Here is a 19,288-nt window from a genome sequence, read left to right as displayed (position 1 = left end):
CCTCAGACGTCCTGAATAGATTCCAGATACGCCAAAAGCGCTGCCAGAGGGCGCGGAGTGGGCGTCATCACGCCATCGCCGGTGTCCACCGGCACGGTTTCCCCCTGCAGCAGCAGGCCGAATTCCGGCATCTGCTGACCGGGCAGGTCGGCGCGGTGATAGCCGTCGATCGTGGACAGAACGCGCGCACGTGGAAACTTGTATTGGCGCGACAGCTGCGTCAGGTCCGTCGGCGCAGGTTTCATCTCCTTCGCCCAAGGCCCGTCACCTTTGCCCGACACACCATGACACTGCACGCAATTCTCGGCGTAAAGCGCGCGGCCCTCACTGGCTTCGGGCATCGCGGTGGGCTGAATGCAGGCGCCCAATATGCCCAGACCGCACAGCCCGGCCGCCATCACTGCGTATTTCATCGCCGTCTCCTTTGCCTCGGAAAATCGCGCGGCGTTGCCCGCCGCTTGTTCAGACGAACTTGCCAGCCAATGCGTCGTCGATCAACTGAACAGTTTCCTCGACCCCATAAAGGGCGATGAATCCGCCGAAGCGCGGGCCTTGGCGCGCGCCCAGAAGCACCTCGTAAAGCGCACTGAACCAGCCCTTGAGCGGATCGAAACGGTCGCGCCCGACATCGTAGACCACCGATTGCAACGCCTCGTCATCGCGCGGGCCGTCATACGCGGCCAGCCGGTCGCGCAGCTCGGCCAGTGCCTCGCGCTCAGGATCGGTGGGCGCGCGGTAGACCTTGGCGGGCTTCACGAAATCCTCGTAATAGCGCAGCGCATAGCCGACGGCGGCGTCCATGTCGGGGTTCGTCTCGGCGCTGGCCTCGGGCGCATAACGCTGGATGAAGCCCCAAAGCTGGTCCTTGCGCTCGGCGCCCGCGACGGAGGCGAGATTCAGCAGCATCGAGAACGGCACGACCATACGGCTTTCCGGCACGCCCTCGGGATGGATGTGAAAGACGGGGTTGTTCACCTTCTGAGCGGCATCCTGCCCGGCATAGGCACGCAGCTGCTGATGATATTCGTCCACCGCCTTGGGGATCACGTCGAAATGCATGCGCTTGGCCGTCTTGGGCTTGGCATACATGAAATAGCTCAGGCTTTCGGTGGCCGCATAGGTCAGCCATTCATCAATGCTGATCCCGTTGCCGGAGGATTTCGAGATTTTCTGACCGTTCTCGTCAAGGAAAAGCTCATAGGTGAAATGCTCGGGGCGTTTGCCGCCGAGGATCTCGCAAATGCTGTCATAGATCGGCGTGTTGGTGCTGTGATCCTTGCCGTACATCTCGAAATCCACGTCCAGCGCGGCCCAGCGGGCACCGAAATCGGGCTTCCACTGCAGTTTGACGTTGCCGCCCGTGACGGGCAGCGTCATCTCCTCGCCGTCTTCGGTGTCAAAGGTGATCTCGCCCTTCGCCGCATCCACATGCTTGATCGGCACATAGAGCACGCGGCCCGTTTCGGGGTGGATCGGCAGGAAGATCGAATAGGTCTGGCGCCGCTCGTCGCGCAAGGATTTCAGCATCACCTTCATCACGTCGTCATACCGCTCGGCGGCGCGCAGCAGCACCTCGTCGAACCGGCCGGAGCGATAGAATTCGGTGGCGCTGATGAACTCGTATTCAAAGCCGAACGTATCCAGGAACCGGCGCAGCATGGCGTTGTTATGCGCGCCAAAGCTGTCATGCGTGCCGAAGGGATCGGGCACCGATGTCAGCGGCTTTTGCAGATGCTCGGCCAGCGCCTCAGGGTTCGGCACGTTGCCGGGCACCTTGCGCATGCCGTCCAGATCGTCGGAAAAGCAGATCAGCCGCGTCGGTATGTCGCTGATCACCTCGAACGCGCGCCGGATCATCGTGGTGCGCAGCACCTCGCCAAACGTGCCGATATGCGGCAGGCCGGAGGGGCCATAGCCCGTCTCGAACAGCACATAGCCCTTCTCGGGCACCTTGGAGTCATAGCGTTTGAGCAGCCGGCGCGCTTCTTCAAAAGGCCAGGCTTTCGAGGTCATCGCGGCGTCGCGCAGATCGGACATGGGGCTCTCCAAGGGTCAGGCCGCTGCGCGAGTGCGCGCAAAGGTCCGCCGCTTCCTATTGCCGAGGGGCGGCAAGGTCAATAATCTGCGCGCAAACGCAGGACTTTGCAAAGGATGCTCCGATGAATGACACGGCGACACACCCGCTCAGCCCGCAGGACTGCCTTGTCGCTGTCATGATCGCGGTATCGGCCTCGGACGAGCATGTCGGCACGGCCGAGCTGGTCAAGATCGAGGGCGCGGTAAACAACCTGCCGGTCTTTGGCGATTATGACGAGGACCGCATCAATATCGTGGCCCAGACCGTATTCGATCTTTTCTCTGACGAGGACGGGTTGGATGCGCTGTTCGGCCTGATCCGCAGCAGCCTGCCCGAACGGCTGTACGAGACGGCCTATGCGCTGGCCTGCGATGTGGCCGCAGCCGACGGCACGCTGGCCGACAGCGAGTTGCGCCTGCTTGAGGAAATCCGATACGAGCTGGACCTCGACCGCCTGCACGCCGCCGGGATCGAGCGCGGCGCACGCGCGCGCCACGTGCGGCTGTGACATCACCGTAAAAGGATACACCATATGCACTGCGTTTTCGTGAACATCCGCTGCAAACCCGGCACCTCCTACAAGGTGGCCGAGGAAATCGCGCTGCGCGAATTTCATTCCGAGCTTTATTCCACCTCCGGGCCCTTCGATCTGCTGATGAAGCTCTACATCCCGGACAGCGAGGATGTGGGCAAGTTCATCAACGAGAACCTGCTGAACATCCCCAATATCGAGCGGACCGAGACGACGCTCACCTTCAAGGCGTTCTGAAACATGCTGGACCGACTTCGCGAAATTCTGGGCGCGGCCAATGTGCTGACCGGCAAGGATATGGACCCTTTCGCCTGCGACTGGTCGGGTGCGCCCCAAGGCACGCCGCTGGCGGTCCTGCGCCCCGGGTCGACCGCGGATGTGGCCGCGATCCTGAAACTTGCGAACGAGAGCCGCACGCCCGTCGTGCCGATGTCGGGGAACACCTGCCTCAGTGGCGCGACAGCGGCCGAAGGCGCGTGGGTGGTGTCGATGGCGCGGATGAACAAGATCCGCGAAATCCGCCCCACGGGCCGCATAGCGATTGTCGAGGCGGGCGCGATCCTGGCCAATATCCACGACGCGGTGGCCGAACATGACCTGATCTTTCCGCTGTTTTTCGGCGCGCGCGGCTCGGCCATGATCGGCGGGGCGCTGTCGACCAATGCGGGCGGCTCGAACGTGCTGCGCTATGGCAACACGCGCGATCTGTGCCTTGGGATCGAGGCGGTGCTGCCGGACGGCGAAGTGATCGACCTGATGCGCCAGCTGCACAAGGACAATTCTGGCTATGACCTGCGCCATCTGCTGATCGGCGCCGAAGGCACGCTGGGCATCATCACCGCCGCTGTGATCAAGCTGTTCCCGGCGCCGCTGGCCAACGCCACCGCCATGGTCGCGGTGCCGCGCGTGGGCGACGCGCTGGAGCTGCTGAACCGCTTGCAGCAGGAAACGGGCGGCGCGGTGCAGGCGTTCGAATACATGCCGCGCGCCTATATCGAGACGCATCTGCTGCAGACCAAGGACGCGCGCCCGCCCTTCGATGAGCGCCATGACGTCAACATCATGGTCGAGGTCGGCGCCACCGCCCCGCGCGACGCGGTGCCGGATGCAAACGGGCAGATCCCCATCGCCGCGCATCTGGAATCCGTGCTGGCCGATTTGTTCGAGGAAGGCGCGATTCTGGATGCCGTCGTCGCCCAGAACGAGACGCAGCGCCGCGAGATGTGGGAGCGGCGCGAGGCGGCGGCGCAGGTCATGACCTATCAGACGCCGCATGTGGACCGCGACATTGCCGTGCCGGTGGACCGGATGCAGGAGTTTCTGGACCAGGTGGCGCAGATCATCGCCGATCTGGATCCGGGCGCACAGGACGTCTCGGTCGCCCATCTGGGGGACGGCAACCTTCACCTTGGTGTCTTTCCGACGCGCGATGACGAAGATCTTTGCCAGAGGATCGGCGATCTGGCCGAGGATGCGGCCGTTGCGTTGGGCGGCAGTTTCTCGGCCGAGCATGGCATCGGCTGGCGCAAGCGCCCGGCCATGGCGCGGCACAAGAACCCCGGCGCGATGGCCGCGATGCGCACGATCAAGACGGCGCTGGACCCGAACGGGATCCTGAACCCCGGCAAGGTTCTGCCCGATATCTGAGCTCGGCAATTTGAGTATTTTCGCCAAGATGAACGGGCGCGGGCGCGCTGCGGCCGCAGCCGTTTCGATGCGGCGCTCATGGCGCGTGGAACATGCTCTGCGCTCGGATCATCCCTGAGGCGCAAGGCGCTTTCGGCTGGCGGGCGGGCCGCCGCCCTCTGCCTCGATCCGGGCGATGGCCGAGGACAGATGCTCGACCCCGACGGCCATCTGGTGCGCGTTGGCATGCAGAATGCGATTCGCGTCCAGCATCCATGCAACGTGGCCGCGCCAGAAGATCAGATCGCCGCGCTGCAGCCCCGCCTCTTGCGGCAGCACCTGGCCCAGCGCCGCCTCCTGCAGGTCGCTGTCGCCGGGGCAGGCAATGCCGCAGGCGCGACAGCCGACCTGAACGAGGCCGGAACAATCGATCCCGAACGCCGAATTTCCGCCCCAGAGATAGGGCGTCCCGAGATAGAGCTCGGCCACCGCCACCGGATCGGGCGCGGTCATCGGCAGCGGCTGAAGATGCTGCGCCGGGATATGGCCCTGCGGCGTACGGGCCCATGCGCCGCTGGCGGACAGGACCTGAACGCGCGACAGATGCGAAAGGGCGACCTGCTCGGCCGATTTGAGGTCAGCCTGCGCATAGGCATGTGTTGCGCGCGCCGCGACCCAATGCGTTGGCGGCGTTGCATCGCAAAGCGCATTTTCGGGCAAGTATCCGACATATCCGTCCTCGGCCTGAACGAAGCACCAGCCCTCATACGTTTCGAAAGATGTGACCGGCGCGCCCATCAGCAACTGGCGCTCGCGCCGGCCGTGCGGCGCGTGCAGAAGGTTTGCCACGGGCACTGCCACATGACGCGCCGCTCCGTCGGTGAAGCGGGCTGCCTTCACCTTTCCGCGCAGCGCCGTGGCGGCAACGCGCCCGTTGGCCGGGGTCAGGCGCGGATCGCTCACAGCGACAGCGCCTTGGGCAGCGCCGCGAGGAGCGCGCGCGCGCCCATCCCGACACCGCCCTTCGGCCGTGCGGGCGCGGCGGTGGGGTTCCAGCCGTAGATGTCGAAATGCGCATAGCGCGCATCGCCCGCAAAGCGGCGAAGGAACAAGGCGGCCGTGATCGAGCCGGCAAAACCGCCCGAGGGCGCATTGTCCAGATCGGCGATGCCCGGCTCGATCAGCGCCTCGTAAGGGGCGTGGAACGGCATCCGCCAGACCGGATCGGCGACGCGCGCCGCGCCATCCTCGATCGCCGCGACAAGGGCCGCGTCATCGGCGTAATAGGGCGCAAGATCCGGTCCCACGGCGACGCGGGCCGCGCCGGTCAGCGTGGCCATCGAGATCATCAGATCCGGCGCGCCCTCGGCCCCGAGGCTCAGGGCGTCAGCCAGCACGAGGCGTCCCTCGGCGTCGGTATTGTTGATCTCGATACTCTTGCCGCTGCGCGAGGTCAGAATGTCGCCGGGGCGCATCGCATTGGCGCTGACCGCGTTCTCGACCGCCGGGATCAGCACCCGCAGGCGCAGCGGCAGGTCCAGCGCCATGATCATATGCGCAAGGCCCAGAACGGTCGCGGCGCCGCCCATGTCCTTTTTCATCAGCCCCATGCTGGAGCCCGATTTCAGGTTCAGCCCGCCGGTGTCAAAGCAGACCCCCTTGCCCACCAGCGTCAGCGCGGGGCCGCGCGTGCCCCAGCTGAAGTCGATCAGGCGCGGCGCACGGTCCGAGGCGCGCCCGACCGCGTGGATCAGCGGCAGGTTCCGGCCCAGCAGATCGGCCCCTGTCGTCACGGTCATCTGCGCGCTGTGGGTTTTGGCCAGATCGGCGCAGGCCGCCTCCAGCGTTTCGGGCCCCATGTCATTGGCCGGGGTGTTGATCAGATCGCGCGTCAGCGCCTCGCCTGCCGCGATGATCTCCAGCCGGGCGGCATCGACATCCTCTGGCGCGATCAGCCGCGCGGCGTTGCCGGTCTGCGCGTGATAGCGGTCGAACGCATAGCCCGCGAGCAGCCAGCCCAGCGCCTCCTCCTCCGCGCGGGCGGGATCGAGGCCCTCAAACCGCCAAGGCCCCGCAGGCAGCGCGGCCGCGGCGGCGGCAAGGTGGAACCGGCCGCGCGCACGCGCAGCGGCGTCGCCATAACCGGCCAACGCCAACAGCGGCGCGCCGTCATCGCCCGGCACCACCAGCGTCTTGCCCAGTGCCGCGGTGAACCCGTTGGCGCGCACCCATGTCTGCACCGCGCCGGGCTGCGCTTGCAGCCAGGTGTCGAGCGCGTCCGCCTCGACCACATGGAGCGGCAGCGCGCCGGCCTCATCGGTTGCAAAGGCAAGTGTTCTGGTGGCATCGGAGGCTGTAGACATCGCAGTAGACCTTTCTGAGCGCGGCGCAGGCGGCGCCGGATTTCGGCCCAGCCTAAAGCGTTTCGCCAGAAGTCTGAATCAGGAATTCACGCGAAACGCCCACCGCGCTGAAATATCATCGCCGCCTTGCATTGATCCGCGCCGCAGGCGCTCAGATGGTGACGTCGTGCAGATCCCATACATCGCTGAGCGACCGCTCGCCGATACGCAAAAGGCGCGACAGCGTCGCCGCCAGCGCAACCGGATCGGAGCGGCCGGCACAGGCGCTGACATCGGCCGCGACGCGGGCGAGCATATGCATGCCGATCTGGTCCGCGATTCCCACCAGACCGCGCGCCGCCTTGCGCAGGTCACCCGCGCGCCCCTCCCGGTGGCACCGCTCGGTATGCGACAGGCGCACCGCCAACTCCTCCAGAGCCCTGCAGACGACATCCTCTGCCCCCGCCTCGCCCAGCTTGTCATAAAGCTCTTCCAGGCGGTCCGGATTCAGACGAACCGCCTCTTCTTGTTTCAACATTGTCACCTGTTCCACGGTCTCACCCCGACTTCGCTACATTCCGCCCGGCAGCCCCCTCGCGATGCCCGGCCTGCGCAATCTGCCTGTCAGACCTTCCCAAAAGGTTTCAGCGCGCGTATTTTACCGCTCGAATTCAATGACAATTTCGTCTATCTCAGCCGTAATCCACTTTGACGAAAGGACAGGAATTTGCTCAAAGCGCGTCCGCTGCCGCCCTATCTGATCCAGCGTTATCACGGGTGGAAGGCCACAACTTACACCGAAAACGAAAGCTGGTACCGCACGCTTGCCCAGGAAGGGCAGCATCCGCGCGCGATGATGATCTCATGCTGCGACAGCCGCGTGCATGTCACGTCGATCTTCGGCGCCGATCAGGGCGAATTCTTCATTCACCGCAACATTGCCAATCTGGTCCCGCCCTACACCTCCGATGGCGGCCAGCACGGCACCTCGGCGGCAATTGAATACGCCGTTAGCGTGCTGAAGGTGGCGCATGTGATCGTCATGGGGCATTCCAACTGCGGCGGCATCAAGGGCTGTGACGAGATGTGTTGCGGCAAGGCGCCCGCGCTGGATGCGCCGACCAGCTTTGTCGGCCGCTGGATCGACATCCTGCGCCCCGGCCACGAGCGTGTTGCAGGCATCAAGGACGATGCCGAACGCGCCCGCGCGCTTGAAAAAGAGGCCGTTCTGATATCGCTGGAGAACCTGACCACCTTCCCCTTCATCAACGAGGCGATGCAGCGCGGCACGCTGACCCTGCATGGTCTGTGGCTGGATATCGGCGAGGGTCACGTGCAGCAATACAGCGCCTCCAGCGGGGAATTTGCACCGATCTGAAGCGCCGGCTTGCCGCCGTAGCAGCACCCAAGGCACCAAAAAGCCCCTGCACCGGTCGGCGCGGGGGCTTTTTCATGAGAGGGGTAAAAGAGAACTCGTTACCAACCCGAGAAACGGGCCTGAGCGGGCCGGAGGAACATGAGGGCGGTCGCCCTTAAGGTCAGAAAAACGGTGCCAGTTGCGTGGCCACAATGCGCATCAGCGGATCGATCTGCAGCGCATATGCGCCCAGCTGCACCGGCAGCGATCCGTCCATCATCGCGTCAATGCGCGCCTGATAGGCCAGATCGCCGATCTGCATCAGCACGAAAATCTTGAATGCGAAGAATGCCACCAGCAAAAGCGCCAGGCTGCGCAGCGGCAGGGATGGTCTGCGCCGCTTGGGCCGGAACACGATCAACCCGTCGCGGCCAACCTTGGCGTCATACCCGCGCGCCATGCGAAGATGGTTGCGCTGAACCTTCTTGATGCGAGCGTCAAACTCTTTGTTGATCGTCGTTGACATGACAGTCTTCCAGCATTCCGGCCCCCGCCAGATCACCAGACAAAATTAGGTTTGAATTGTGTTCAAATTGCGGCAAACGCCCCAATCCGGCTGCTTTTAAACGGCTTTTTCGTCAATTTTCCGTAAAGTCAGCGTTGTCCATTCACCAATTTCCTGCCTTTCCGTCAGACTGTTTCCAGCCTCGCGATAGACCCCCAAAACCTCGTCTGCCTGCTCGTTCAGGATGCCCGACAGAATCACGTGGCCGCCGGGGGCCAGCATCTGTGTCATCACCGGCGCAAGGTCGATCAGCGGCCCTTTGAGGATATTGGCAAAGACCAGATCGAAGGGCGCGGCCGCCGCCAGATCCGGATGATCGAACCCGACCGCCTCAAGACAGCGCACGCGCCCGTCCAGATCATTGGCGGTGACGTTGACGCGGGCGACCTCGACCGCCACCGGGTCAATATCGCTGGCCAGCATGACGCCCGGCCAGATCCGCGCGGCCGCCATCGCCAGAACGGCGGTGCCGCAGCCGATATCGACGACCGACCCCGCGGTGACGCCCGCATTGGCCAGCTGGTCCAGCGCGCGCAGACAGCCCTGGGTCGTGCCGTGGTGGCCGGTGCCGAACGCCATCGCCGCCTCGATCAGCAGCGGCTCGGCGTCATCCGGCACCTTGTCCGCGTCATGGCTGCCGTAGACGAAAAAGCGCCCGGCGATCACCGGCGTCAGCTCGCGCCGCACATGGGCGACCCAATCGGTATCGGGCACCTCGGACACCACGAAGGGCCGCGCGCCATGGATTTCGGCCAAGAGGGCAAGACCGGCGATATCGGGCGCGTCCTCGAAATAGGCGCCGACCTCCCATGTGCCGCTTCCGTCCTCGATCTCGAAGGTGCCGATGCCTGTCGGCTCGGGCGTGATGCGCTCCAGAGCGTCGGCCAGCGCCTCGGCGCCGCGCTGGCCCTGCAGGGTCGTAAGGGCGGTATAGGTGGTCATGCGGTGCCTTTCAGCGCGGGCGCGTCATTCGGCCGGGGCGGGCGCGGGGCGCGACAGGATTGTCTCGTGGCCCGGCGCCGGGTGGCGCGGGATCAGCGTCGCCAATAGCAGCGAAATCCCCGCCATGCCAGCGGCCAGCACGAACACCGCACCGGGCGAGACCAGCCACAGATACCCGAGCAGCGCAGGCAGGAACACGGCCGCGATATGGTTGATGGTAAAGGCGACGGCGGCGGTGGGGGCAATGTCACCCGGATCGGCGATCTTCTGGAAATAGGTCTTCAGCGCCAGCGCCAGCGCGAACAGCATGTGATCCACCACGTATAGCGTTGCCGCCAGCACCACGCCCCAGCCGAACATGTAGATCCCGCCGTAGGCCAGAAACACGATCATCAGCCCGGCATATTCAAAGATCAGCGTGCGCCGCTCGCCAAACCGGCCCACCGCGCCGCCCATCAGCGGGGCAAAGATCATGTTGGCCACAAGGTTTATCAGGAACAGCGCCGTCACCTCGTGCACCTGAAATCCGAACCGCTCGACCATCATGAAGCCGGCGAAGACGACAAAGATCTGCCGCCGCGCTCCTGCCATGAACTGCAGCAGGTAATACAGCCAGTAGCGGCGGCGCAGGATCATCTTTTTCAGCTGCAGATTGGGCGCCTCGAACTGGGGATAGGCGATCATCGCGAAGACCGCGATCGCCGCCGTCAGCCCGCCCGACAGCATGTAGACGATCTTGTAGGTCAGGCCCAAAGGCTCCCACAGCAGCACGATCAGGCCATAGCAGACCAGCGTGGCGCCCGATCCCGCGGCCAGCAGCCAGCCCAGCGTCTGGGGCGCGCGGGCGCGGTCGATCCATTGCAATTGCAGCGATTGGTTGACCGTCTCGTAATAGTGAAACCCGATCGAGCTGAGCATGGTGATGGTCAGGATGCCCGCCATGGAGGGGAAATGCGCGGTAAAGGCCGTGGCCACGCCAAGCAGCGCCAGCGACACCAGCGCCAGCACCTGCTCGCGCACGAAAATGATGATAGCGATGACGCCGATGGCCAGGAAACCGGGGATCTCGCGCACCGTGTGCAGCCAGCCGATGTCATGGCCGTCGAACTGCGCCACCTCGATGACGAAGTTGTTCAGCAGCGCAGACCACGTGGCAAACGCGATCGGCATCGCCGCTGCCATCAGGAACAGCAGGCTGCGCGGGCGGCGCCACAGGGGCATCTGGCGGGCATCGCCGATGGGAACGGTGCGTGTCATTCTGCCGGTTTACGCCCGCGCCGCCGCTTTGGCGAGTGGCAACGCGCGCAGGGCGCGGCGCAAAACCCTGCCTCAGGCCGCGCCCGTGCGGGACGAGGCCGCGCCGATCAGCTCGATCCGGCGGTGCGGCGCCTCGATGCCCGCCTCGCGCAGGGCGCTGTCGACAAGGCGGTAAACCTCGTCGCGGCAATCGATGTCACGGTCGAACCGTGACAGCCAATAGCGCACCGCATATGCGATGCCGCCCTGATCGTAGGACGACACGCGCACATCGGGCGCAGGTTCCTGCTGAATCAGCTTGGCCTCGCGAACGGCGTCCAGAATGACCTTGCGCGCGGTCTCGATCGGGATCGAATGATCCAGAACGATGGAAACCTGCGCGCGATACTGCGCCTTGGGCGCTGAATAGTTGGTGATGCGCTGGCGCGCGATCTGGCTGTTGGGCAGGATCAGGTAGGTCGAATCGCGCGTCAGGACGCGGGTGGTGCGCCAGCCGATCTCGATCACCTTGCCACGCGCCAGCCCGTCGATATCGATCCAGTCGCCGATGCGGAACGGCCCCTCCACGCCCAGCGCGACACCTGACAGCGTATCAGCCACCACGTTGCGGATGGCAAAGCCCATCATCGCCAGCACCAGGCCCGAGCCCGCAAGCGCGCCCACCGCGCCCTGGCCCATGAACAGCGCGCCGGTCGCGGCGAAGGCCAAGAGGAACAGCAGCGCCGCGATCAGATCCTTCAAAAGGCGCGGATAGGGCCGGCGCCGCGTCGTGGCCTGATCCAGCGCCATCGCGATGAGGCGGCTGGCCAGCCACGCCACCGCGAAATAGATCAGCGCCGTGGCGCCCAGCGACAGGATGTCATCGGTGCCGGCCTGCTGCGCCTCGCGCCCGTAAAAGACGGCGATGAAGATCCCCACGCTCAGCAACATCATGACCCCGGGCCACAAGAGGCGGCGGATATGCTGGCGCACGCTCATGTGGCGCGCCCGGACCGGGGCGCGGCGGCAGGCGGCGCGGCACGCTGCATCACCGTGCAGGGGCATTTGCCCCGATGCGCCCGCGGAATAGGCGCGTTGCACTGCCGGCAGACCAACCCGGCGCTGCCCGCGACATGCGCCACCCGTTCGCGGCAAAAGGGGCATCTGTAGGACGCCGCGCGCGGCAAGGTGCGGTGGCAGTTGGCGCAGATAAGCTGCGCCGGACGGGGAGACATGAAAGAAACCTCTGACGAAAAATGACGGCCAAATGAACGCGGCCCGGATACCACGTTTTTACACGCAACCGGTCCGCCGCCAAACCTCAAAACGACGGGGCGCGCAGGTCAGGCGCCCTTGGCCGCCTCGCCTGCGTCTGCGCCTGCCTGCTCAACCTTGATCACCGTCAGCATGCGGCGCTGGTCGTCGCGCGTGTCCCAATAGAACGCGGCGCCCTCGGACAGGCCCAAAAGCGACACGCCGATCGGCGTCATGATCGAGACACGGTCGCGCGAGATATCGGCGTGTTCCGGATAGACCAGCGTCACCATCTTTTCCTGACCGGAGGTTTCGTCGCGATAGGTGACGGCGCTGCCGATCGACACGACATCCTTGGGCAGCTTTGCGGTCTCGACGATGCGCGCGCGGCCCAGCTCGTCCAGCAGGCGGTCGGCAAGGGCCGGGTTGCGCTGATACGCCCCTTCGGCCAACGCCTCGATATGGCGCAGCTCGGCCGCGTCGATGACGATCTTGGGTGGGCGCGCGCTGCGCTTCTTTGCGGTCTCGTTGGTCTGGAGTGTCATGTGCTTGCGTCCTGTGGAAAAGCCCTGAGGCCGGGAGAATTAAGGGATCGTGCGAATATCCGGTGCAACATCATCGCGGGCCGGGCGCCCGCTGCGGCATCTGTGGCTGACTAGCCCTGCAGTGCGCCACGGCGCGGCCCGCCTCTCGGCGCGGGAGCGCTGTGCAGGCGCTCGATCGGGGTGTATCTGGTACGTCGCATTGCCGCTCCTCCGGCGACGGATCGCCACGGGTTTCAGGTCAGGAAGTCGAGGAAGCCCGGGAGGATGTCAGGCGCGCACGCGCCTATACCGCCCGGGGCGGCAGGCGGTTCAGCAAGCGAAATCGAAAATGATCTGCATGTACCTTCATGCTGCAAGATGTAGGCACGCGCCGCGAACCTGTCAATCTCGGCGCATGTGCGCCGGCGCGAATCGCTCGGCAAGGTGTCTTAGACGGCACATCATGGGCGCTTTTCAGCCTAGCAGGCGTGTGCCCGCGCCATATGCATTGAAAGCGTGCGCGCGAAGGCCCATCTTAAGGGCATGACGATGTTCAGCATAAAAAGAGGGTTCTGCACTGCGCAGGACATCTTCTGAACCGTCAGTAGCCCGGGGCGGGCTGGCGCGCCGCGCCTGTCCAGGCTTCGGGGACAAGTAGCTGCCGATCGAGCCTCGATCATTTTTTGAAGCCGAAGGGGGACGCCGCGACCGTCCGAGACGGATGCGCGGCATGCGCCGACTACCCGCGCCTTGCGACACTGCACTCCCCCTGCCCGGCCGTCATGTTCTGCAGGAGGATGACATGCATCCGGATATATTCCCCAAACCCACGATGTACAGGTCGGCCGCGCCGTCCGTCCGCGACTGGATGCGCAATGCGATTCGCAACTGGCGCCGCCGCAAGATGATCGCCACCTTCGAGGCGATGGACGACAATCTGCTCGGCGAGATCGGCATCGAGCGCGCGGAGATTCCGCGCGTCGTCGAAAGCCTGGACATGCGCGAGCTTCGCATGAGGCCGCTGGCCCCGCAGGCGCCGCGCCGGTCCGCCGACTACGACGACTTCCGACAAGCCGCCTGAGCGCGGCCGTGACTGCCACACGAATGAAGGAGTAAGACCCATGATGATCTGCAAAGCCGATTTCGAAGACCTCTTTCCCGAGAGCTTCCCCAAGAAGGCCCCCGCCGAGTCCGTGACAGCCGCATCCATGAGCAAGGCGGCCGACCGCGTCGCGGGCCGTTCGCCGATGCACCCCGATATCGCGATGGCGATGGCGCCAACGGTCGCTGCGACCTTGATGATGATGTCGGCCTTCGATAGCGTCAAACCGCGCTGACCGGACAAGGACGGCCCGCGCCTATCCAGCGCATCCGCGCCAGCCCGAGGACCGTTTTCAGATGCCCAAGACGATTCTGGCCGCCGTGGACAAGTTTCCTGCAAGCGACGTCGTGCTTGTGCGGGCGCTGGAAGTCGCCGCGCTGCATGACGCGCATCTGCGCGTCGTGCATGTCATCGACCTGCCGCCGCCCTGCGGCGATCTTGGGCGCAGCGACGCCCTGCGCGAGCGGGCAGAAAAGGTATCGCGCGACATGATCGAGGATGCGTTGGCCCGGCTGGACATCGCCGCCGTGCACACCGAGATCGAGTTGACCACCGGATCGCCCGCCCTGCGGCTGATCGATCTGTGCCGCGAGGCGCCACCCGATCTGATTGTCATGCGCGCGCATCAGCGAAAATCCGTTTCCGATTCGATCCTGGGCTCGATCAGCGACCGTGTGGTCGCGTCCAATGTCGCGCCCGTTCTCGTGGTCAAGAGCCCGGCCGCGCATCCCTATGCCGAGGTGATGCTGGCCACGGATGGCACCGACGATGCCGCGCCTGCGCTGGCGTTTGTCGCCGGTCTTTTGCCCGCCGCAGCGATTCGTCTGGTTCAGGCGGTCGAGGTCGCGCCGCAGCTGGCCGAGGTCTTGATGCACAGCGGTGACGGCCAGGCCGGGGTGGACGCGCATCGCGAGGTTCTGAGCCGCAATGCGCGCACCCATCTGAGCGCGCTGGCCAAGGGGGCACCGCGCCGCGTGCGCACCAGCATCCTCTACGGCGATCCGGCGGCCCGCATTGCCCGCGCGGCCGCATCGCGGCGGGTTGACCTGCTGGCGGTCGGGCCCGGACGCGCGGGCTTGATCCGGCGGGCCTTCATCGGCAGCGTCACGCGCCGCCTGCTGCGCACCGCCCCCTGCGACATCCTGGTTTGCGCGCCGCATGACGGCTGAGCCGCGCCAGAGCAAGAAATTCAATAAAAACTCTGCGGGTCGATATCGACGGCCAAGCGCAGATTGGTCGGCACGCGCAAGGCGGCGATCCATTGCGCCAGCGCCGGTTGCAGCGCCGCGCCCTTGGGCGCCTTGACCAGCAGGCGAACGCGGTGGCGTCCCCTCACGCGGGCGATGGGCGCGGGCGCGGGCCCGTAAACCTGCGCTCCGATCTGGCGCAGCGGCGCGTCACTGCGCGCCAGCGCGGTGCCCAGATCAAAGGTCTGCTGCAAATCCGGCCCGCTGAGGATGATGCCCGCCATGCGCCCGAAGGGCGGCACACCGGCATGCCTGCGCTCTTCGGCCTCGGCGCGCCAGAAGCCTTCTTCGTCCCCTGACAGGATCGCGCGGATCACCGGATGTTCCGGCTGAAAGGTCTGCAGCATCGCCGTGCCGGGCCTGTCGGCGCGCCCCGCCCGGCCCGCGACCTGCCGCATCAGTTGAAACGTGCGCTCGGCCGCGCGCAGGTCCGACCCTTGCAGGCCCAGATCCGCGTCGATCACGCCGACCAGCGTCAGCAGCGGGAAGTTGTGCCCCTTCGCGACCAGCTGCGTGCCGATGATGATGTCGGCCTGCCCCTCGGCAATCGCGCGAATCTGCTCCTTCAGCGCGCGGGAACTGGCGAACATGTCGGAGCTGAGCGTGGCGACGCGCGCATCCGGGAACAGCGCCGCCGCCTCCTCGCCCAGCCGCTCGACGCCGGGGCCGACCGGGGCCAGCTTGCCCTCCACTTCGCAGGCGGGGCATTTTTCGGGGATCGGTTTCGTCTCGCCGCATTGATGGCACATCAGGCGCTTCTGGAACCGGTGCTCGACCATGCGCGCATCGCAGTGATCGCAGCCGATCTGATGGCCGCAGGCTCGGCAGATAGTGACGGGCGCATAACCGCGCCGGTTTATGAACAAGAGCGATTGCTCACCCTTTTCGATGCGCGTTTTCACCGCCGATTGCAGCGTGGGCGATATCCAGCGGTTGCCGGGCAGATCCTCGCTGCGCATGTCAACCGCGCTGACCTCTGGCATAACGGCGACGCCAAACCGCGCCTTCAGATCCAGCCGTGTATATTTGCCCGCCTCGGCATTCACCCATGTCTCAAGGCTGGGCGTTGCCGAGGCCAGCACCACCTGCGCGCCGCAGATCGACGCGCGCAGAACCGACATGTCGCGGGCGTTATACAGGACGCCGTCCTCCTGCTTGTAGGAGGTGTCGTGCTCCTCATCCACGACGATCAGCCCCAGATCGCGGAACGGCAGGAACAGGGCGGACCGCGCGCCAACCACCAGCTGCGCGCCGCCCTCGCCCACCATGCGCCAGCAGCGGCGGCGTTCGGTCATGGTGACGCCGGAATGCCACTCGGCGGGTTTGGCGCCGAAACGGGCCTGCACTCGGGTCAGGAATTCGGCAGTCAGCGCGATCTCGGGCAGCAGCACCAACGCTTGACGGCCCATGCGCAGGGTGCTGGCGACAGCCTCCAGATAAACCTCGGTCTTGCCCGATCCGGTGACGCCGCGCAGCAGGGTGGTGCCGTAGGTGCCGCTGCGAATGGCCGCGTCCAGCGCAGCGGCGCAGGCGGCCTGATCGTCGGTCAGATCCTTGGGCGCGAGGCCCGGATCCAGCCGCCGGTAGGGCGTGTCGCGGGGCGTATCGACCTCGTCCACCGCGCCCTGTTTCACCAGCCCCTTGATGACCGAGGACGTCACGCCCGCCTCCTCGGACAGCTCTTTCAGCGTGAACGCCTGATCCCCCTGCCCTTCCAGCACCTCCAGCACGCGCTGGCGCGCGTCGGTCATGCGCGACGGCGCGTCATAGCCCAGCCGGTAGACCTTGCGCATCGACGGCGGATCGCCCAGCCCCGGTGCGCGGGTGGCAAGGCGCAGCATCGCGTTCATCGGCGTCAGGGTATAATCGGCGGCCTTTTGCAGGAAGCTGCGCATCTCGTCCGCCATCGGCGCCACGTCCAGCACGCGGATGATGGGGCGCACCTTGGCCAGATCATACCCCCCCTCGCCCGGCCCCCAGACGACGCCCAGCACCTTGCGCGGGCCCAGCGGCACCTCGACGAACGCGCCCAGATGACAGCCCCCTTCCGGCGCGCGATAATCCAGCACGCGGTCCAGCGGCTGCGCGGTCAGGACACCCACCAGCGCGCCTTGGTCATAAAATTCGGGGGCAGCGGTCACGCGCGCGCGCTCCTTTTCCGGGGTTTCACGGGGATCGCCCATGGGATAAACGATGGGCCGAGAAACTCCAATCCATCAGCGAGGGCCGCCGCCATGAAATTTTTCGTCGATACCGCCGAAGTCGATCAAATCAAGGAGCTCAACGATCTGGGCATGGTGGACGGGGTCACGACCAACCCGTCGCTGATCCTGAAATCGGGCCGCGACATCCTGGAAGTGACGCGCGAGATTGCCGAGCTGGTCGATGGCCCGGTCAGCGCCGAGGTCGTCGCGCTGGATGCCGACGCGATGATCGAAGAGGGCCGCAAGCTGGCGCAGATCGCGGGCAATATCGCGGTCAAGGTGCCGCTGACATGGGCGGGCCTCAAGGCGTGCAAGGTGCTCTCGGACGAGGGCAACATGGTCAACGTCACGCTTTGCTTTTCGGCCAATCAGGCGCTGCTGGCCGCCAAGGCGGGCGCGACCTTCATTTCGCCCTTCATCGGCCGGCTGGACGATATCAACCTCGACGGGATGGAGCTGATCTCCGACATCCGCCAGATCTATGACAATTACGGCTATGAGACGCAGATCCTCGCGGCCAGCATCCGCACGGTGAACCACGCCTATCAGGCCGCGCTGATCGGCGCCGACGTGATGACCGCGCCGCCCGCCGTCATCAAGAAGATGGCCGATCATCCCCTGACCGATGCGGGCCTTGACCAGTTCATGGAAGACTGGGCCAAGACCGGTCAGAAGATCGTCTGACGCACCGCCAGTTCGCGCAACGTGTGACCGCCCGGCAGCCACCTGCCGGGCGTTTTGCGCCCGCCTTCCCCGAGCGCGCGCGGCGGCGCCGATGCGCGGGCGCGCGTTACTTATGATTGCAATTCCGGCGCGTTTGGTCACATTCGCGGCAAAACACATACCGAAAGAGCCGACAGTGAAATCCCTCGATCCAAAACTACAGCCCATCCTCAACACGGTTCTGCACCGCAATGCCGGCGAATCCGAATTCCATCAGGCCGCGTGCGAAGTGCTGGAAAGCCTCAGCCGGGTGATTGCCGTCAATCCGCATTACTCCGAGGAAGCCCTGATCGAGCGGATTTGCGAGCCAGAGCGGCAGATCATCTTTCGCGTGCCGTGGATCGACGACAACAACCAGGTCCAGATCAATCGCGGCTTTCGCGTGCAGTTCAACTCGGCGCTTGGCCCCTACAAGGGCGGCATCCGGTTTCATCCGTCGGTCAATGTCGGCATCATCAAGTTTCTGGGCTTCGAGCAGACCTTCAAGAACGCGCTGACCGGCATGCCGATCGGCGGCGGCAAGGGCGGATCGGATTTCGACCCCAAAGGCCGCTCGGACCGCGAGATCATGCGTTTCTGCCAGTCCTTCATGATCGAATTGCACCGCCATATCGGCGAATATGTCGACGTCCCGGCCGGTGATATCGGCGTCGGCGCGCGCGAGATCGGCTATATGTTCGGCATGTACAAGCGCCTGAACAACCGTTTCGAGGCCGGCGTTCTGACCGGCAAGGGCATGTCCTATGGCGGATCGCGCGCCCGCAAGGAGGCCACCGGATACGGCACCGCGTTCTTCGTGCGCTCGATGATGGAGCGTCAGGGCACAGGGATCGACGGGCGGCGCTGCGTGGTGTCGGGCTCGGGCAACGTGGCGATCTACGCGATGGAAAAGATCCAGTCCTTCGGCGGCAAGATCATCGCCTGCTCTGATTCGGCCGGTTATATCGTCGACGAGGCGGGCATCGATCTGGATCTGGTAAAACGCATCAAGGAGGCCGAGCGCGGCCGCATCTCGCACTATGTCGAGGTGAAGGGCGGCGACAGCCACTATGTCGCGGGCGGCTCGGTCTGGGATGTGCCTTGCGACATCGCGCTGCCTTGCGCCACGCAGAACGAGCTGGGCGGCGACGATGCCAAGACGCTGATCAAGAACGGCGTCGTCGCAGTGGCCGAGGGCGCCAACATGCCCTGCACGCCCGAGGCGATCCATCATTTCCGCGCGGCCGGCGTGATGTTCGCCCCCGGCAAGGCCGCCAATGCCGGCGGCGTGGCCACCTCGGCGCTGGAGATGCAGCAAAACGCAAGCCGCGACAGCTGGACCTTCGCCAAGACCGAAAGCCGCCTTGAGGAGATCATGGCCGGCATCCATGACGCCTGCCACGAGACGGCCGAGGAATACGGCGCGCCGGGCGATTACGTGCTGGGCGCCAACATCGCCGGCTTTGTTCGGGTGGCCGATGGCATGCTGGCGATGGGGGTGATCTGAGCGGCGCAGCGCCGAAGAAAAGGGGTCGTGCGAAATCAGATGAAGATTTCGCCGCAACCTCATGCTAAGAC

The 19,288-nt window shown here is 65.3% G+C and carries 20 protein-coding genes; 9 read left to right on the top strand and 11 right to left on the bottom strand.

Annotated elements, in window-relative coordinates; genetic code table 11:
* Positions 1–2 precede the first annotated feature (2 nt).
* Complete coding sequence (locus DC366_RS09070; RefSeq protein WP_108691888.1) at positions 3–413, bottom strand: c-type cytochrome; 411 nt, start codon at positions 411–413, stop codon at positions 3–5.
* Between the two features lie 49 nt (positions 414–462).
* Positions 463–2,037 (bottom strand): lysine--tRNA ligase, encoded by a 1,575-nt coding sequence (locus DC366_RS09065; RefSeq protein ID WP_108692015.1) that lies wholly within the window; start codon positions 2,035–2,037, stop codon positions 463–465.
* A 122-nt stretch (positions 2,038–2,159) separates the two neighbouring features.
* Here DC366_RS09065 and DC366_RS09060 point away from each other — a divergent pair, with 122 nt between their 5' ends.
* From DC366_RS09060 to DC366_RS09050, 3 genes are read left to right on the top strand one after another with little or no spacing between them, the layout of a single operon-like run.
* On the top strand, positions 2,160–2,585 hold the full coding sequence (locus tag DC366_RS09060; RefSeq protein WP_108691887.1) for a tellurite resistance TerB family protein: 426 nt from the start codon (positions 2,160–2,162) through the stop codon (positions 2,583–2,585).
* Positions 2,586–2,609: 24 nt separating this feature from the next.
* Positions 2,610–2,846, top strand: a complete 237-nt coding sequence (locus DC366_RS09055; protein WP_108691886.1) for an Lrp/AsnC ligand binding domain-containing protein — start codon at positions 2,610–2,612, stop codon at positions 2,844–2,846.
* Positions 2,847–2,849: 3 nt separating this feature from the next.
* Entirely contained in the window at positions 2,850–4,256 is a 1,407-nt protein-coding gene (locus tag DC366_RS09050) for an FAD-binding oxidoreductase (RefSeq protein ID WP_108691885.1), read from the top strand.
* Between the two features lie 108 nt (positions 4,257–4,364).
* Here the strand turns inward: DC366_RS09050 and DC366_RS09045 are convergent, their stop codons facing one another.
* From DC366_RS09045 to DC366_RS09035, 3 genes are all read right to left on the bottom strand, one after another.
* A complete protein-coding gene (locus DC366_RS09045; protein WP_108691884.1) occupies positions 4,365–5,198 on the bottom strand; it encodes a C40 family peptidase in 834 nt (277 codons plus the stop codon).
* Positions 5,195–6,598, bottom strand: coding sequence for a leucyl aminopeptidase family protein (locus DC366_RS09040; RefSeq protein ID WP_108691883.1), 1,404 nt, complete (start codon positions 6,596–6,598; stop codon positions 5,195–5,197). The genes DC366_RS09045 and DC366_RS09040 overlap by 4 nt, the downstream gene beginning before the upstream one ends.
* A 151-nt stretch (positions 6,599–6,749) precedes the next feature.
* On the bottom strand, positions 6,750–7,115 hold the full coding sequence (locus DC366_RS09035) for a hypothetical protein (protein WP_108692014.1): 366 nt from the start codon (positions 7,113–7,115) through the stop codon (positions 6,750–6,752).
* 189 nt (positions 7,116–7,304) lie between these two features.
* Between DC366_RS09035 and DC366_RS09030 the strand changes: the two genes are divergently transcribed.
* Entirely contained in the window at positions 7,305–7,955 is a 651-nt protein-coding gene (locus tag DC366_RS09030; protein WP_108691882.1) for a carbonic anhydrase, read from the top strand.
* Between the two features lie 160 nt (positions 7,956–8,115).
* On the opposite strand, the gene DC366_RS09025 is transcribed toward DC366_RS09030, so the two are convergent.
* The 5 genes from DC366_RS09025 to rnk form a co-directional block, all read right to left on the bottom strand.
* Positions 8,116–8,460, bottom strand: a complete 345-nt coding sequence (locus DC366_RS09025) for a hypothetical protein (RefSeq protein WP_108692013.1) — start codon at positions 8,458–8,460, stop codon at positions 8,116–8,118.
* A gap of 96 nt (positions 8,461–8,556) precedes the next feature.
* A complete protein-coding gene (locus DC366_RS09020; protein WP_108691881.1) occupies positions 8,557–9,441 on the bottom strand; it encodes a 50S ribosomal protein L11 methyltransferase in 885 nt (294 codons plus the stop codon).
* Between the two features lie 24 nt (positions 9,442–9,465).
* Positions 9,466–10,698 carry an MFS transporter gene (locus tag DC366_RS09015; RefSeq protein ID WP_108691880.1) on the bottom strand — a complete coding sequence of 411 codons (1,233 nt, stop codon included), beginning with the start codon at positions 10,696–10,698 and terminating at the stop codon, positions 9,466–9,468.
* Between the two features lie 72 nt (positions 10,699–10,770).
* The gene (locus tag DC366_RS09010; protein WP_243405087.1) at positions 10,771–11,676 is read right to left on the bottom strand and encodes a mechanosensitive ion channel family protein; all 906 of its coding nucleotides are present in this window, start codon (positions 11,674–11,676) and stop codon (positions 10,771–10,773) included.
* Between the two features lie 344 nt (positions 11,677–12,020).
* A complete protein-coding gene (gene rnk, locus DC366_RS09005) occupies positions 12,021–12,476 on the bottom strand; it encodes a nucleoside diphosphate kinase regulator (RefSeq protein WP_108691879.1) in 456 nt (151 codons plus the stop codon).
* A 781-nt stretch (positions 12,477–13,257) separates the two neighbouring features.
* On the opposite strand from rnk, the gene DC366_RS09000 reads away from it, so the two are divergent.
* From DC366_RS09000 to DC366_RS08990, 3 genes are all read left to right on the top strand, one after another.
* Positions 13,258–13,536: a hypothetical protein gene (locus tag DC366_RS09000; protein ID WP_133176187.1), complete on the top strand. Its 279-nt coding sequence runs from the start codon at positions 13,258–13,260 to the stop codon at positions 13,534–13,536.
* A 40-nt stretch (positions 13,537–13,576) separates the two neighbouring features.
* Positions 13,577–13,792: a hypothetical protein gene (locus DC366_RS08995; RefSeq protein WP_108691877.1), complete on the top strand. Its 216-nt coding sequence runs from the start codon at positions 13,577–13,579 to the stop codon at positions 13,790–13,792.
* A gap of 61 nt (positions 13,793–13,853) precedes the next feature.
* Complete coding sequence (locus tag DC366_RS08990; RefSeq protein WP_108691876.1) at positions 13,854–14,726, top strand: universal stress protein; 873 nt, start codon at positions 13,854–13,856, stop codon at positions 14,724–14,726.
* A gap of 20 nt (positions 14,727–14,746) precedes the next feature.
* Here the strand turns inward: DC366_RS08990 and DC366_RS08985 are convergent, their stop codons facing one another.
* Positions 14,747–16,945 (bottom strand): primosomal protein N', encoded by a 2,199-nt coding sequence (locus tag DC366_RS08985; protein WP_243405086.1) that lies wholly within the window; start codon positions 16,943–16,945, stop codon positions 14,747–14,749.
* A 93-nt stretch (positions 16,946–17,038) separates the two neighbouring features.
* Here DC366_RS08985 and fsa point away from each other — a divergent pair, with 93 nt between their 5' ends.
* Together fsa and gdhA are read left to right on the top strand one after the other, a co-directional pair.
* Positions 17,039–17,692: a fructose-6-phosphate aldolase gene (gene fsa, locus DC366_RS08980; protein WP_108691874.1), complete on the top strand. Its 654-nt coding sequence runs from the start codon at positions 17,039–17,041 to the stop codon at positions 17,690–17,692.
* A gap of 175 nt (positions 17,693–17,867) precedes the next feature.
* On the top strand, positions 17,868–19,217 hold the full coding sequence (gene gdhA / locus DC366_RS08975; protein WP_165802878.1) for an NADP-specific glutamate dehydrogenase: 1,350 nt from the start codon (positions 17,868–17,870) through the stop codon (positions 19,215–19,217).
* The last annotated feature ends 71 nt before the right edge of the window (positions 19,218–19,288 follow it).

Origin of the sequence: Pelagivirga sediminicola, assembly GCF_003072125.1 — a bacterium.
Lineage (GTDB): Bacteria > Pseudomonadota > Alphaproteobacteria > Rhodobacterales > Rhodobacteraceae > Roseovarius > Roseovarius sediminicola.
The sequence above is the reverse complement of the archived record's forward strand: the minus strand, read 5'-3'. Positions and strand labels throughout refer to the sequence as shown.